Annotated in this window: 17 protein-coding genes; 16 read left to right on the plus strand and 1 reads right to left on the minus strand. The window is 49.1% G+C overall.

Translation table 11 applies throughout. The annotated features are described in order from the left end of the window. Positions 1-1,046: helicase-related protein (locus BCV73_RS31350; protein WP_256993063.1), on the plus strand; the 1,046-nt coding region annotated here is incomplete at its 5' end. Between the two features lie 42 nt (positions 1,047-1,088). Here BCV73_RS31350 and BCV73_RS36020 read toward each other — a convergent pair. Next, on the minus strand, positions 1,089-1,217 hold the full coding sequence (locus BCV73_RS36020; RefSeq protein WP_256993064.1) for a hypothetical protein: 129 nt from the start codon (positions 1,215-1,217) through the stop codon (positions 1,089-1,091). A gap of 114 nt (positions 1,218-1,331) precedes the next feature. On the opposite strand from BCV73_RS36020, the gene BCV73_RS31355 reads away from it, so the two are divergent. From BCV73_RS31355 to BCV73_RS31425, 15 genes are all read left to right on the plus strand, one after another. Continuing rightward, a complete protein-coding gene (locus BCV73_RS31355; RefSeq protein WP_089549741.1) occupies positions 1,332-2,096 on the plus strand; it encodes a ComF family protein in 765 nt (254 codons plus the stop codon). A gap of 129 nt (positions 2,097-2,225) precedes the next feature. Next, positions 2,226-2,636: a TIGR03826 family flagellar region protein gene (locus BCV73_RS31360; protein WP_089549742.1), complete on the plus strand. Its 411-nt coding sequence runs from the start codon at positions 2,226-2,228 to the stop codon at positions 2,634-2,636. 178 nt (positions 2,637-2,814) lie between these two features. Further along, positions 2,815-3,099 carry a flagellar biosynthesis anti-sigma factor FlgM gene (flgM, locus tag BCV73_RS31365; RefSeq protein WP_089549743.1) on the plus strand — a complete coding sequence of 95 codons (285 nt, stop codon included), beginning with the start codon at positions 2,815-2,817 and terminating at the stop codon, positions 3,097-3,099. Between the two features lie 10 nt (positions 3,100-3,109). Further along, positions 3,110-3,610: a flagellar protein FlgN gene (locus BCV73_RS31370; protein WP_089549744.1), complete on the plus strand. Its 501-nt coding sequence runs from the start codon at positions 3,110-3,112 to the stop codon at positions 3,608-3,610. 158 nt (positions 3,611-3,768) lie between these two features. After that, positions 3,769-5,328: a flagellar hook-associated protein FlgK gene (gene flgK / locus BCV73_RS31375; RefSeq protein WP_089549745.1), complete on the plus strand. Its 1,560-nt coding sequence runs from the start codon at positions 3,769-3,771 to the stop codon at positions 5,326-5,328. Positions 5,329-5,348: 20 nt separating this feature from the next. Further along, positions 5,349-6,305 carry a flagellar hook-associated protein FlgL gene (gene flgL / locus BCV73_RS31380; protein WP_089549746.1) on the plus strand — a complete coding sequence of 319 codons (957 nt, stop codon included), beginning with the start codon at positions 5,349-5,351 and terminating at the stop codon, positions 6,303-6,305. 21 nt (positions 6,306-6,326) lie between these two features. Then, entirely contained in the window at positions 6,327-6,893 is a 567-nt protein-coding gene (locus tag BCV73_RS31385) for a DUF6470 family protein (RefSeq protein ID WP_089549747.1), read from the plus strand. 142 nt (positions 6,894-7,035) lie between these two features. Then, entirely contained in the window at positions 7,036-7,485 is a 450-nt protein-coding gene (locus BCV73_RS31390; protein ID WP_089549748.1) for a flagellar assembly protein FliW, read from the plus strand. A gap of 2 nt (positions 7,486-7,487) precedes the next feature. Then, entirely contained in the window at positions 7,488-7,727 is a 240-nt protein-coding gene (gene csrA, locus BCV73_RS31395; RefSeq protein ID WP_076174582.1) for a carbon storage regulator CsrA, read from the plus strand. 144 nt (positions 7,728-7,871) lie between these two features. Next, positions 7,872-9,134 carry a flagellin N-terminal helical domain-containing protein gene (locus BCV73_RS31400; RefSeq protein WP_089549749.1) on the plus strand — a complete coding sequence of 421 codons (1,263 nt, stop codon included), beginning with the start codon at positions 7,872-7,874 and terminating at the stop codon, positions 9,132-9,134. Positions 9,135-9,269: 135 nt separating this feature from the next. Next, complete coding sequence (locus tag BCV73_RS31405; RefSeq protein WP_089549750.1) at positions 9,270-9,638, plus strand: flagellar protein FlaG; 369 nt, start codon at positions 9,270-9,272, stop codon at positions 9,636-9,638. 15 nt (positions 9,639-9,653) lie between these two features. Beyond that, on the plus strand, positions 9,654-11,171 hold the full coding sequence (fliD, locus tag BCV73_RS31410) for a flagellar filament capping protein FliD (RefSeq protein ID WP_256993065.1): 1,518 nt from the start codon (positions 9,654-9,656) through the stop codon (positions 11,169-11,171). A 25-nt stretch (positions 11,172-11,196) separates the two neighbouring features. After that, positions 11,197-11,595 carry a flagellar export chaperone FliS gene (fliS, locus tag BCV73_RS31415; protein ID WP_089549751.1) on the plus strand — a complete coding sequence of 133 codons (399 nt, stop codon included), beginning with the start codon at positions 11,197-11,199 and terminating at the stop codon, positions 11,593-11,595. Then, positions 11,588-11,923 (plus strand): flagellar protein FliT, encoded by a 336-nt coding sequence (fliT, locus tag BCV73_RS31420; protein WP_089549752.1) that lies wholly within the window; start codon positions 11,588-11,590, stop codon positions 11,921-11,923. Before fliS ends, fliT begins: the two co-directional genes overlap by 8 nt. Positions 11,924-12,256: 333 nt before the next feature. Beyond that, a complete protein-coding gene (locus BCV73_RS31425) occupies positions 12,257-15,640 on the plus strand; it encodes an S-layer homology domain-containing protein (protein WP_089549753.1) in 3,384 nt (1,127 codons plus the stop codon). Positions 15,641-15,769 lie beyond the last annotated feature (129 nt).

Genomic DNA, 15,769 nt, shown 5'->3' on the forward strand with positions numbered 1-15,769 from the left:
GGCCGAGATGGGGTGCCGCGCAGAGAAGCGGCACCAGCATCGCGCCCTCCCGCTTCCTCCTGTGGGCCGTGACGGGCGCGGGCAAAACCGAAATGATCTTCCCGCTGCTGGACTCCGTGCTGGCGGTGGGCGGACGCGTGCTTGTGGCCACGCCGCGCCGGGACGTGGTGCTCGAGCTCGCCCCACGCTTGGCCAAAGCGTTCAGCGGTGTCCGGATCGTTACCCTGTACGGCGGCAGCGCCGAGCGCTGGGAAAGCGGGGCCTTGACGCTCGCGACCACCCACCAGCTGATGCGTTTCTATCACGCATTCGACCTGGTAGTGATCGATGAGCTCGACGCATTTCCCTATCACAACGACCCTATGCTGGCCTATGCGGCGCAGCATGCCTGTAAGCCGGACGGGAAATTTGTGTACCTGTCGGCGACGCCGCCGCGTCCGCTGCAGCGGGAGGTGTCCCGGGGCACGCTGCCGCATGCCAAGGTACCCGTCCGATACCACGGCCACCCGCTGCCCGTGCCGAAGCGGATCGCGATGCGCAGCGTGGAAACCTGCCTGCGGCAGCCGAAGCTGCTGGGACCGCTGGTTGGGGAGCTCCGCCGGTCGATTGACCGGGGAGCGCAGATCTTTTTATTTGTCTCCCGGATACGCCATATCGGACCGCTCGTCGAGATTTTACGCCGCCGGTTCAAGGATATTTCTGTGGAAGGGACATCCTCAGAGGATTCTGGGCGGGGTGAGAAAGTCATGGCTTTTCGGAAGAAGGACATCCGCCTGCTCGTAACGACGACCATACTGGAGCGGGGTGTCACCGTTCCCCGCAGCGACGTATATATCCTGGACGCAGACAGCAGCCTGTTCGACGAGGCATCGCTCGTCCAAATGGCTGGCCGGGCCGGACGGTCTTCTGAGGATCCGGCAGGAAGGGTCATTTTTGCTTCATCCCAGTGGACGTTGTCCCAAAAGCTGGCCGTAAACCAGATCAAGGCGATGAACCGGATTGCCGGCAAGCACGGATATTTAAAGGAGCAGCCTTCTAAGTCATAAGCCGATAGGAGGGATGATAAGTTGAAGTCCAGTAGTTCATTGTTACAGATGATGCAGTATTTGCTGTCTCCACCCGGCGAAACGTGCCTGACCTGCGGCAACGTTAGCCGTCTTGTCCGGGAATGGCCGGGCATCTGCCGATCTTGTGCGGAGGCGATCCCCTGGATTCATATGCCTCGCTGTCTTTGCTGCGGCCGCGCCATCGGCTGCCCGGACTGTCTGCGGGAAGAGACGAGGCGGCGGTCTTTTGTCTGCAACAGGAGTGCCGTCCAGTATAACGAGGTAATGAGGGAGTGGCTGGCCCAATATAAGTATCGCGGTCATGAGAAATACGCGGATCTGATGGTCCACATGCTGAATCAAGCTTTTGTGCAGATGCAGGAGGAGCTCGGCATGCTTATGCTTGGCCTTAACTCGGATATCCCAAATCAGCGTATTCAATCGGATGCCTCTATTGGGTTATTTTCAACGCTTAGCTCCAAGTTAATTTCAAGGGTCGGCTCCGTTTTGCCAGAGCTTCCATTTTTCCATAGATTAAGAGAATCATCGGGGCAGGCTTTATGGAAGCCGGACGTGATAACTTATGTCCCCGTAAGCGACGTCCGGTTGAAGGAGCGGGGATTTAATCAGGCGGAGGTGTTAGCGAGAGGGCTTGGAATCAAGCATCGAATTCCCGTCATGCCGCTTTTGGTCCGCAGGGAGCACACCGCCAAGCAGAGCTATAAATCCCGTCAGGAGCGGATCCATTCGATGAAGAATGTGTTTGCTGTGCACGAGGAGGGGTTAGAAGCTGCCTTATCGTTGTATATACGTACATATGGGAGGCCAACTAATATAAGTCATAGTAATAGCGAGATGACTCTTCAAGAAATTTATGGACATGCTGTAACGGCCCAAGATGAGCTTCAGCCCATGCAAATTCTTTTAATAGACGACATTTATACGACAGGGAGCACGATTAATGCGTGTGCAGAAGTGCTACGGGATACTTTGCACCAAGGATTGGGGCTTGCCTCTGAAGTGTATAGCCTGACATGGGCCAGGTCGTAATAACGACAAAAAATCATGTCAAGATTTACCGGAATTCGTAAATTAAGATGGACGAGGGGAGCCGGAATAAGGTAATCTAGAACCATATCATCATGGCTTGATTTGGTATTCGATAAGGGGAGAATTATTGTGGAACTTGCGAATTGCCCTCGCTGCGGCAGATTGTTTGCTGCCAATTTCAGAGACATTTGCCCGAACTGCATCAAGGAGATCGAACGCGAATACGAGATTTGCGTGGATTATCTGCGAGAGCAGAAGGGTGCCAATATACAGGAGCTATCGGAAGCCACGGGTGTTTCCGTCAAGCAGATTACGAGTTTTGTCCGTGAGGGCCGGATCTCGGTCGTGAATGCACCGAACTTGATGTATCCGTGCGAGGTTTGCGGTACACTGATTCGTGAGGGGCATATGTGCGACTCTTGCCGCAACCGTCTGACCCGGGAGCTCAGTCAGGCTGCACAAGCAGGCCAAGATCAGGATTCCGGTCCTAGAAAACCGGGTGAAGGTGCCTACCGCGTCGTGGATAAATTCCACAAATAACCGACTGCCGCACTAAAAACGGCAGCAGCTATAAATAATGCTTCAGTGACGACCGATAAACTTAGTAAAGATTATCGGTTGTTTGCATTTTGCATGCGAACGGGCTGACGTGTCGGCTTGGGAGGCCGGGTTAGTACCCGGCGGAGCAGCCCGCATATTGTGAAAGAAGGTGGAAGATATGAAAATTAATGATACCGGCAGAATTGGTGGAGTTAACCCTTATCAACGGAATATGGAGACGCAGCGGCAGGAAGCGCAAAAGCCTGCACGCAAGAAGGACCAGGTTTCCATTTCCTCGGAGGCGATTGAAATGCTTGAGGCCCAGAGCCGTGCCAATGACCCGGAGAGAGCGAAGAAGCTCGAGGATCTGAAGCAGAGAATCGCATCCGGCACCTATCAAGTGGATGCAGGTAAACTGGCCGATAAGCTGATGCCTTATTTTAAAGATTTCCCAAGGAATTAGGTGACCCCATATGTCTGTTCATACTTTAATCGACCTGCTGGAGCAGCTGGATACGGTTCATCTCCATATGCTGGACTTGACCGCGGAGAAGAAGAAAGCCATCATTGCCAACGAAGTAGAGTCTCTCATCAAGATCATGAACCAGGAAGCCAAGCTGGTGAAGCAGATCGAAATCCTCGAACAGAAGCGCGCGGTCTCCGCCCAGCAGTATTTACGCGAACGCGGCATCAAGTCGGAATTGAACCTGAATCTGACGGAACTGTCGCGGCTTGTTTTTGACGTGGAAGAGAAGAAGCGGCTGCTTGCCATTCAGGAGAAGCTGTCGGAGACCCTGCAGAAGCTGAAAAGGGCGAACGAGCTGAACCAGAAGCTGATCGAGCAGTCGCTTTCGTTTATAGATTTGTCCCTGGATATTTTGGTTGGCCGACCGAATCAGGATGTCACCTACCACCATCCGGCGGATCGGAGCGGGAACATGGCCCGGAGCGGCCTTTTCGATTCAAGGGCTTAGGTCCTTAGAAGTCTTTTTTTTCTAATGAGCATTACGAGTGTCGGGGCTCCCCGCAGATTTTTACATGAACCAACGATGAAGCAGAGACCCACAACGTGGGGCAATTGAGACATGGGTGAGCCCGGCTCTCCCCCGAACGTGAAGGAGGATTTTGTTGCATGACATCCACATTCCATTCCATCGAGACGGCGAAGCGAAGTCTGTTTACGCAGACCGCTGCACTGGGTACGACCGGCCATAACATCGCTAACGCCAATACGGAAGGCTTCAGCCGGCAAACCGTAAAAATGCAGGCATCCCGTCCGATCGAGGCTTACGGCATGAACCGCTCCACTGCGCCTGGACAGCTGGGCACGGGGGTTGAATACCAGTCGGTTGAACGGATCCGCGAGAGCTTTCTCGATACGCAGTTCCGCAGCGAAAGCAACGCCAACGGCAGTTGGACGATCAAATCGGACACATTGGACAAGCTGCAGGGTATTTTTAACGAGCCGTCGGACACGGGCATCAGCAAGGTACTCGGTAACTTCTGGAATTCCTGGTCCAACTTGAGCAAAGATCCGGAAAGCGCCGCGGCGCGCAAAGTCGTCAAGGAAAATGCAACGGCCCTGACGGATGCAATGAACTACATGAGCGGCCAATTGGATAAAATGAGCCAGGATTTGACCGCCAACGTCGGCGTCAAAGCCAGCGAGGTTCAAAACTACCTGAACTCCATCGCAGACCTGAATCAGTCGATCACGCGGATTGAGGGACTTGGGGATAACGCCAATGACCTTAGAGACCAACGCGACCTGCTGACGGACAAGCTGTCCAAAATCATTAACATCACGGTCCAGGACACCGACCAGGGTTATAATATTTCGATGGGCGGACAAGCCCTCGTCGAAGGGTTTGCCGTGAGTGCGGATGTGGATGGTACGGGTCCGGATGACCGGGGTGCTTTTCTTGAAGCAGCCTACGCGTCAGGAAATTTGCAGGGCGGAGAGGTTTACGGCATCATTGCGTCCCGCGAAGGCTACGTGAAGGATTACCAGAAACAGCTCAATGACTTGGCCAACACCTTGGCGAACGGCGATATCCAGATCACGATTCCTAAAGGCAGCGTACTGCCGGCCGGCGTCACCCTCCCGGGCATTACCGGGCGCGTTGTTGATCAGGATACGGTCGTAACCGTCAAAGGTCTGAACGGCCTGCATCAGCTGGGATATACAATGGATGGGACCACCACAGGCGGTCTGCCTTTCTTTGAGTCTAGCGATGGTAGTCCGATTACGGCGGGAAATATTCGCCTGAACTCGAAGATTGCGGAAGATCCCACCCTGATTGCTACCTCAATGCGAACCGAAGGTTCGGGAACGGACGAGAAGGTTGTCAAAGGAAGCAATACGCTGGCCCTCCTCATGGCTAATATGAAGCAGACCAACTTTACTTCGCCGGACGGCACCCGCTCCACGACGATCGACGGCTATTACAGCTCGATGGTGGGACAGCTGGGGGTACAAGCCCAGGAAGCGAGCCGGCAGACGCAAAACTCGGACATTCTGGTACAGCAGGTCGAGAGCCAGCGCCAGTCAGTCAGCGGCGTTTCTCTGGACGAGGAGATGGCGAACCTGATCAAGTTCCAGCATGCGTATGGCGCGTCCGCGCGTTTTATGACCACGTTCGACCAGCTGCTGGACAAACTGATCAACTCTACAGGAACTGTAGGAAGATAACGGTAAAGGTGGGTTAACCAATGCTTAGAGTGACTTCCAATATGATGAACTCCCAGCTGCTCCTGAACTTGAACCGCAACGCGCGGGAAATGAACAACACGCAGAACCAGCTGGCCACCGGCCGCAAGCTGAATCGTCCTTCGGACGATCCTGTGGGCATTACTTACTCGCTGCGCTACCGTTCGGAGCTGGCTTCCAATGACCAATACACATCCAACGTGGACAGCGCGCTGTCCTGGCTGGATTTTAACGATACAGTGCTCAGCGAAGCTGGAGATGTCGTGCAGCGTCTGCGCGAGCTGACCACCCAAGCGGCAAACGGCACGAATCCGCAGTCAGCCTTGGACAGCATCAAGAAGGAAGTTTCCCAGCTGAAGGAACAACTGATCGATATTGCGAACAGCAAGCTGAACGGAAAGTATGTTTTTAACGGGGAAGCGTATGACAAGAAGCCGTACGACTTTCCACAAAACAGCGATGGCACCTCCAACACGACCGGCTTGAATGCCGACGGTACCCCCAATGGCATGGGGATTGCCGATATCGTGACGGATAAGGGCCTCATTAATTTCAGCGTTGGCGAAAGCGTGAAGCTCCCGATCAACATGACCGGCACGGACGTGTTCGGGAACGGGGGCGAACCGGATAATATTTTCACCATTATCGAAAATATCAGCAAGAGCCTTGACGACGGCAACTTTGCCGGCCTGTCTTCCCAGCTAGATCTAATCGACAGCCGCACCGAGAAAATGCTCACCGCACGTGCGGAACTTGGCGCCAAAACGAACCGGATCGAGCTGATGCAGGACCGATTGTCCGATCTGAACACGAACCTGACGGACCTTCAGGCTAAAACCGAAGATGCTGACTATGCGGAGCTGATCATGAACTCCAAAATCCAGGAGAACATTTATAACGCCTCGCTGTCTGCCGGCTCCAAAATCATTCAACCATCCCTGGTTGATTTTCTGAGATAGTATCGTTTGTAGGAGGAAGGTATGGTACAGCCTATTCTGCAAATCCGCCAGACCCGGGCCCAGATTGGGATCGATGCCGACTTGGGCGAGTATTCCATTCGTCAGCCTAAGGCTGACGTCACCATGAACACTACGCCGTCGGAGCTGGAAATTCACCAGTACAAGCCGGAGCTTCATGTGGATCAGTCCAAAGCGTTCTCGGCTTTCACCGGCGGCAATTTTATTGATATGAATAGCCGGATCTATTCCGGCTTTCAGGAGCTGTATCTACAGGGGATTGCCCGGAGGGTCGAGGAAGGTAACCGTGCCGCGGCCATTCATATCGCCAGCAACACGATCGCGAATATTTATGGTGAGGACTGGCAGCCGGTTCCTTTTCCGGAGACGCGCACGCCAGCTTCCATCGATAACGTCGACATTCAGATCGACACACGTCCGCCGGATATCGAGTTCCGGAAGGCGCATACGGATATCCAGGTGCAGGTGAACCGGCCGGAGATCGAATATACCCGGGGCAAGCTGGACATTTATATGAAGCAGTACGCGTCCGTGCAGTATATCCCGCCGGAGATTGATACCCAGCGCTGATGTTGGGCAGGTATGAGTTGATAGAGTAGACTATAGAGGGGGATTCTTGATCGCCTTCTATAGTTTTCTTTTTATTTTGAGATAAGAAATAATTGAGTCTTTGGACTAAGAAATATAAATCGATAAACAAGGAGTGACCGCCATGATTATACAGACCGCATCCTGGGGAGAGCTCGACATCCCCGAGGAGCAAATTTACCGGTTTCCGAAAGGCATGCCGGGATTCGAGGAGGAAACGGAGTTTGCGCTGATATCGCTGGAGGATGGCCCATTTGATTATTTGCAGTCGACGAAGGAGCCGGGCTTTGCTTTTCTGCTGGGAGACCCGTTTGTATATTTTCCACAGTACGAGTTCGACCTGCCGGAGGCGGATACAGAGGAGCTTGATATTCAATCCCAGGTCGTGATTCGCTGCATTATCTCGTTAAAAGAGCAGATAGATCAGTCCACGATGAATTTGCTCGCGCCTGTCGTGCTGAACCCTGAGAAGAACCTAGGCAAACAGGTAGTGCTGCATCATTCTCCATATCAGACGCGGCATCCACTTTGGAGCGAAAACGGCTCCCAACCCTCAGCAAAGGCGGGTGAATAATCGTGCTGGTATTATCGCGTAAGAAAAATGAGTCCATTGTCATTCAGGATCAAATCGAGATCACGATATTGAGTGTGGAGGGGGATACGGTGAGAGTCGGCATTTCCGCTCCGCCGCATATTGATATTTTCCGCAAAGAGATCTACCTCTCGATCAAAGAGAGCAACCAGGAGTCGGCGGCACCCGCACCGGCCATGCTGGAAGCTCTCCTGGGAAAATTGCGTGATCCGAATAAAAAATAAAAAAATCACGAGAAAAGTCTAAAAAGAAAAGTTCGCTGTGTCGATATATAGTTTAGACGCTGCTTTGGCGGGGCGGCCGACCTTAAAGAGGCAGCGTTACCACATGGACGTGGTACTAACTATATTTCAGGGAGGAAATACCCAATGATTATCAATCACAACATTGCGGCGTTGAACACTCACCGCCAGCTGTCCATTAACACAGCAAACACAAACAAAAATATCGAGAAACTGTCTTCCGGTCTTCGCATCAACCGTGCGGGCGATGACGCTGCCGGCCTGGCAATCTCCGAAAAAATGCGCGGCCAAATCCGCGGTTTGGACCAAGCTTCCCGTAACTCGCAGGATGGTATCTCCTTGATTCAAACGGCTGAGGGCGCTCTGAACGAAACACACAGCATTTTGCAACGTATGCGTGAACTTGCGGTTCAGTCCGGCAACGATACAAACACAGCAGAAGACCGTAAAAACCTTCAAGATGAAGTAGATCAATTGAACAAAGAGATTGACCGTATTCAGTCCACTACTCAATTCAACACCAAGAATCTCCTGGATGGATCTATGGGTGGTGCGGTAAACACTGCAGTAGCAAATGTTAATACCAACGCAGCAGTTAAGGGCGCTACTGGTACAGCACTTGCTGACACTTCAGCACTCCTTACCGATCTTACGGATAAAAACGGAAACAAACTGGGTATCACTCAAGGCGATACAGTTACTGTTTCCTATGTAAAAGACGGAACTACAATTACTAACACAATTACTGTTGGTGCTACCACTGACCTTTCTGCATTAGGTACGACTGATGGAACAGCTGACGATACAAATACTGCACTGGCGGTAGACGCTGCAACTGGAGCTATCACAATGACTGCTTCTAATGCAGGTACAACAGGCGCTATTAATGGTCTGACGATCTCCGTTAAAGACGCCAACGGTAACGTTCGTACTGCTGCTACCAATGCACTTTCTAACTTTACTGAAACTACAGCGGCTGCTAATGTAAGAACGGACGGAACAGCGACTTTCCAAATTGGTGCGAATACTGGCCAAACGATGACACTTTCGATTAATGATATGGGTACTTCTGCACTGGGAGTTAAGGACCTGAAAATTTCTACACAGGCACAAGCTGACGTAGCTATTAAAGTCATTGACCAAGCAACTCAAAAGGTTTCCAGTGAGCGTTCCAAACTGGGTGCCGTTCAAAACCGTCTGGAGCACACGATCAACAACTTGGGAACAGCTTCCGAGAACCTGACAGCTGCTGAATCCCGTATCCGTGACGTAGACATGGCTAAAGAAATGATGGAACAAACCAAGAACAACATCCTTGCTCAAGCAGCACAAGCTATGTTGGCTCAAGCGAACCAACAGCCGCAAGGCGTTCTGCAATTGCTCCGTTAATCCTAAAGATATACCAAAGAGTTCTGGGTTTTTCCCAGAACTCTTTTTCTTTTCTACAATTATTAGTATCGACTAAATCTCCAGGCGCTGGAAACCGATAATAGTATATATATCCTTTTGTCGGAGGTAGCCAGGATGAATGTACAATTTTCCTTAACCGCGAGTACGTCATCTCAGAACAAAACAGATTCGGCGGCATCCATGAATGGTGCAGCATCCATGATCCGGAACAGCGAAGATTTGGCTTTGAAGGAAAAGCAGGGGGTTTCGGTGTCTATTGGGGAGGAGCAGCTGATCCGGAATATAGACCGGGCAGTAAAGTCCTTGCAAGGGCCGGAGACAACACTAGATATCAGTATTCACGATAAAACCCATGAAATCATGGTCAAGGTTCTCAATAAGGAGACGGGAGAAGTCATCCGAGAAGTCCCGCCAGAGAAAACCTTGGATCTGGTTGCCAAGATGATGGAGCTGGCAGGAATTATGATTGACGCTAAAGTGTAGGGAGGAGTTGCATCAGTGACGCTTAGAATTAATGGTTTCTCAGGTATGGACATTGACAGTATGGTGAAGCAGTTGATGACTGCCAAGCGTGTCCCTCTTGACAAGTTAAATCAACAGAAAACATATCTTTCTTGGCAACGAGATAGTTACAGAGAAATGAATAGTAAGGTTTTTGGATTTAAATCCAAACTGACGGATGTATTTGGAAAGACCGCTAGCATGGTAGCCCAAACAGCTGTTGTAAGCGATAATACCGATGCAATAAAGGCTGAAGCTTCTACGAATGCAGTAAGCACTTCCATGAAGGTAGTGGTTAACGATGTTGCGACGAAGACGACCATTTCTGCTTCAACTGCAATTTCATCCAAAAATGCTGCCAATCAGGTGAAACTTTCAACTACACTTAGCTCTTTAAAGGACAAAGATGGTAAATCACCCAAAGAAGATGCAGCAGAAAACTATTCCATTACCATTAATGGGAAGGAAATTAAACTCAGCAGCACAGATACAATAGCAGATGTAGTCAATAAAATTAACGGTTCAACGGCCAATGTAACAGCTGTTTTTGATGAAGTTAGCGGTAAATTCTCAATTGCCTCCAAAGATTTCGGTTCTAAGGGGGATGTTGTTATTTCTGAGAACAGCAACAGCGGTAATAATGTTTCATTGCTGGGTCTTCTGAGACTTAGTAGTAATGATGCCACTGACAAGTCGATTGGTCACGGTGCAAAAATTACAGTAACATCTGATACCGGAGAAAACACATTTACATCAGATAACAGCAACAATTTTACGGTGAATGGGATAAATATTACAGCAATAAAAGTAACCGGAGAAAATGACAAGCCATCTACGATTACTACAACAAACGATTCCACTAAAGCTGTGGAGACGATTAAATCTTTTGTTGATACGTATAATGACTTACTCAATACTTTAAATACTAAAGTTGACGAAGCGAAGTACCGTGATTTTCCGCCGCTTACGGATGAGCAGAAATCAGCAATGAAAGAAAACGAAATTACAGCTTGGGAAGAAAAGGCGAAGAGCGGATTACTGAAAAACGACGATATCCTTAAGAGTACAATATCGGCAATGCGTTCAGTTATTAATAATAGTCTGGGGCAACTTAGTTCCATGGGCATCACAACCGGCCAATACTTCGAGGGCGGCAAGCTGTATCTCGATGAGGAGAAGCTGAAGCAAGCCTTGCAAAGCAATCCTCAACAGCTGTCCAGCGTGTTCCAAGGTTCAAACGGAATCGTCAGCAAGTTGTCTACGACTATGACAAACACGCTTCAAAAGTTCTCCGATCGCGCCGGTACGAACCGCTTCAGCGGGGACCTTAGCTCTGCTTTCAAAGACGAGAGCGTCATGGGGAAACAAATGAAGGAATACACAACGAGAATCAGCAATTTAATGAAACAGCTTGATGATCAGGAGACACGATACTACCAGCAATTTAGCGCGATGGAAACGGCCATGAACAAACTGCAGTCCCAGTCGTCCAGTCTGTTCGGAACTACCCAATAATTTTTTTAGTAAAGGGTGAAGACACTTGATTACATCTCCTTATGAAAAATACCGTCAGTCATCCGTTCAAACCTCTACGCCAGGGCAGCTGCTGCTGATGCTGTACGACGGAGCGATCCGCTTCGTCCGTGCTGGAATCGACAGCTTGCAGAAGAAAGACTTGCAGAAGGCCAATTTGAATTTAGGCAAAAGCCAAAGCATCGTCAACGAGCTGCTGTCTACGCTGGACCGAAGTTATGCCGTTTCGGAAGGACTCGCTTCTTTATATGAATATATTAATCACCTGCTGATCGAATCCAATGTGAAGAAAACAACTGCACCTGCTGAAGAGGCCCTGGGGTATTTGATGGATTTGCGGGAAACCTTTGCCGAAGCCGCTAAAATGACAGCCAGCAGCTTGAGCCAAGAGACAGCGAATGGATAACTTGATCTCTTCGCTCCAGGCGTTGACTGAAACCGTTGTAGCGCGTCTGCAATATACGGCATACGAGGAGCTTCAGGACTTTGTCCAGGAGCGCCAGCAGTTGATTGATGAACTGAACCGGCTCAAGCAGCATACCCCATTTTCGCCGAGTCAGGTTGAGCAGTTACAAAGTATTTTACAGGCGGATCCGCTCATCCTTAACCGCATGAACCAGCTTAAAATGGAAGCCTCCGACTGGCTTCAGCACAGAGGACAAGCCAAGATGCAGCGGAGCGCTTATGAAGCAGCATACACACCGGATAGCTTTTTGATGGACCAAAGGAAGTAATATGTTAGCCTGACAAAAAAGCCACATATAGCAAGACACTGAAAAGACTAGAATCCATATTCTAGTCTTTTTTGTTTTTATTTTTTAATTCAACCTAGCAATGAATAAATTAATAGGAAGCAAAAGGAACAAAAGTATAGATTTCCTTTGTCTAAATATGGTAGGATACAAGAAGTATTGATAGTCTTTAAGTCCTGGTTCTATTGTTATAAGTTTTCTGTTTTTTTGGGAAAAGGAGGTCAGATAAAGCAATATCAGATGAAAATAATGTCGATTTAGTTCATATTTTTCGTTTTAACGCATAACTACATAAGTCTATAGGAGGATATTCTAGTGAAAAAAGGTTTGCATGGTACGTTAACCGGATTGCTAGGTTTGGGGATGACTTTGGGGGCTGTTAGTCCCGCATTTGCGGCACAACCCGCAAAGGATATCAACGGTCACTGGGCTGAAAAACAGCTGCAGGAGTGGGTAAACCAAGGAACTCTGAAAGGTTTTGAGGATGGTACGGTGAGACCCAATCAATCGATTACTCGGGCTGAATTTATCGCGTTGGTCAATCGTATTTTTGGATACACCGAATCTGCCCAAGTTCAATTTTTCGATCTGTCCAGCAGCAACTGGGCCTATACAGATGTGGCCAAAGCGGTTAAAGCTGGATACGTCCAAGGGTACCAAGATCAGACGATTCACCCTTCTGCTGATATCACCCGTCAAGAAGCTGCAGCTATGATTGCCAAAGTTGTGGGACTGACAGCGGGACAGACGGATTTGTTGTCCAACTTTAAGGATGCCGACCGCATCTCTGCGTGGAGCAAGCAAGGTGTCGCCGCAGTCCTGGATAGTAAAATCATGAAAGGCTACCCGGACCAAACCTTTGAACCGCAGAAAAGTTTGACGAGAGCCGAAGCGGTTGTGCTGATTGATGCAGCTTTTGCGAAGAAAGCGTCTGAGACCGTGACCTTTGATCATGCTGGCACTTATGGCGGTACGGATCAAGAAATCCAGGTTATTCATGGAAACGTTGTCATCAGCGCTCCAGGAGTGATACTCCAAAATGTAGAAATTCAAGGCAACCTGACCCTTGCCGAAGGAATCGGCAGCGGAGATGCTACCCTGAAAAACGTCAAAGTTCATGGAACCACCAACGTTGAGGGCGGCGGCGAAAACTCGATCCACTTCGTTGACTCCGTGCTGGTGAATATCGTTGTGAACAAAAAGGACGGAACCGTGCGTATTGTGGCTGAAGGTTCCACGGTCACCCAAAGCGTCGTTGTAAAGTCGTCGGCCAAATTGGAAGAAGACCATGCCAGCGGTGAGGGCTTTACAAATGTTGAATTGTCCAAGGAACTCCCAGCTAATGCAAAAGTCACGTTGAACGGAACATTCGATGATGTTGATGTTTTTGCTGCATCCATTTCCGTTCAATTGGTAAAGGGTTCCATCGAAAATGTTCAAGTTGATGGTTCTGCAGGAAATACATCGATCGAACTGAGCAGGGAAGCGAAGATCGTGAAACTTGTTTTGGATGCGGTTGCGAAACTCCTCGGTTCCGGCCAGATTCAAACTGCAACGATTAACGATGGCGCCAAAGGCTCAACTTTCCAAACCAAGCCGAACCAAACGGAAGGTTCTCAAAAGGACTCCATTCAAGTGAACACTCCTGCTTCTTCTGGAAGTTCCGGTGGCTCCAATAGTGGGGGAAGCAGCGGTGGTTCTTCCGGCGGATCGAGTGGCGGAGGGAATAATGGTGGGGGAACGACGACTCCGGCAGCTCCTAAGACGGCTCTGTTAGCAGTAGGTTCTAAAGCAGGAACAACTAAGCTAATTGGTGTAGATCCATCAATGCAATATAGCGTTAATGGAACGGCTTTTATTAATATACTGGGGACCGAAGTTGACAATATCCCAGTATCTACTGGAACGATCATCAAAGTTCGGTACAGCGGGACAGCCACTCAAAATCCATCCGAATCACAGGTGCTCCAAGTAACCGATGATGTTATCGGCCGCAATCACTATACCGGAGAAGAGGCCTTGGCCTTTGTAAAACCACAGGACTTTGGCGTCATGCAGTTTTCCGGAGTTAATGGGTACAATGTAGGTTTTGAACTCGTGAATACTACCGCGAAGAATCTTAAAAAAGTTGAAGTAAGCTTATATAAAGAAGATACGCTCCTCCAAAAAAATGTAAGCAACACATTACTTGAAGAGTACCCGGATGCAACCCAACTCTCCAGTCCGTTTGATGTCACCGGGAAAGTATGGAGCGGCAACTGGGAGAATGAAGCTTGGAATGGGGCAGCTGCAGATGTGCCAACTCGAGCGGTCATTGTTGTTACGGATCTAGAGGGAAACACGTATACCGTTGAAAATAAGAATTTGACCGGCAACCCAGCTTCACTGATCCCTAAAGATTATACAGGGGCAGATGCGTTAGAATTCGTAAAGCCACAAGACTTCGGCGTGATGCAGTTTTCTGGAGTTAATGGCTACAGCGTAGGTTTTGAACTTCAAAAGGTTAAAGCCGGAGAGCTGAAGAAAGTGGAAGTCAGCTTATATAGAGACAAAACACTGCTGCAGAAAAATGTGAGCAATACCTTGCTCAAGGATTATCCGGATGCTACGCAACTTTCCAGCCCATTTGATGTTACCGGGAAGGTATGGGATGGTAACTGGACTAATGAAGCATGGAATGGAAAACCGGGTGATGTTCCTACCAAGGCCGTAATCGTCGTTACAGACTGGATGGGGAATACGTATACAGTAGAAAACACCAACCTGACTGGAGACCCGGAATTATTAGATCCAAAACAATATACAGGAAAAGAAGCACTGGAATTTGTTAAGCCTCAGGACTTTGGGGTAATGCAGTTTTCCGGAGTTAACGGTTATAATGTCGGATTTGAGCTTCAGAAAGTTACTGCAAAGGATATAAGATCGGTTGAAGTCAGTTTATTTAAAAATGATGTTCTTCTTCAGAAAAATGTGAGCAACACTTTGCTTACGGAGTATCCGAACGCTACCCAGCTTTCCAGTCCTTTTGATGTGACCGGAAAAGTATGGAGCGGTAATTGGAAAAACGAAGCCTGGAACGGCACAGCTGAGGATGTACCAACTAGAGCAGTCATTGTCGTTACAGATTTGAAGGGGAACACGTATACGGTAGAAAGTTCGAATCCCACTGGGGACCCGGCTGCATTAATTCCTAAAAAGTACACAGGAAATGAGGCGCTGGCATTCGTGAAGCCCCAGGACTTTGGGGTAATGCAATTCTCTGGTGTTAACGGCTACAGCGTCGGGTTTGAGTTGCAGAAAGGGACTGCCAAGGAGATTCAGTCGGTAGAAGTTAGCTTGTACAAAGGCGAGGAGCTTCTTCAATCCAATAAGAGTAACACCTTGCTTACTCATTATCCAGAGGCAACGCAACTTTCCAGTCCTTTTGATGTGAATGGTAATGCAGTGGACGATAACTGGACGTACGGAGAATGGATCGGAACTTCGGGCGATGTACCTACCAAAGCAGTGATTGTCGTTACAGACTGGCAGGGGAATACGTATACTGTGGAAAATACAAGCTTAACGGGTGACCCATCTGTTCTAATTCCGGCTACTTCTCTTGAAGATAATCCATCCTCTCCAATTGGCACATCCAATGAAGAGGATCCTAACAAGAATTTTGATCCAACTGAATTCAATGGGGAACCAACAGTGTAGTCCAGGTCCTTATATTTTTGTGGATTTTCCCGTTTCACTCGTATTAAATCCGGTTAATACAGCATATAAATGATTACGTATCGACATTCCGAATAGCCAGTTGATTGGAATTTTATACAATTAAACCCC

The organism is Paenibacillus sp. SSG-1 (assembly GCF_002224835.1).
In the GTDB taxonomy this organism is placed as follows: domain Bacteria; phylum Bacillota; class Bacilli; order Paenibacillales; family Paenibacillaceae; genus Paenibacillus_AQ; species Paenibacillus_AQ favisporus.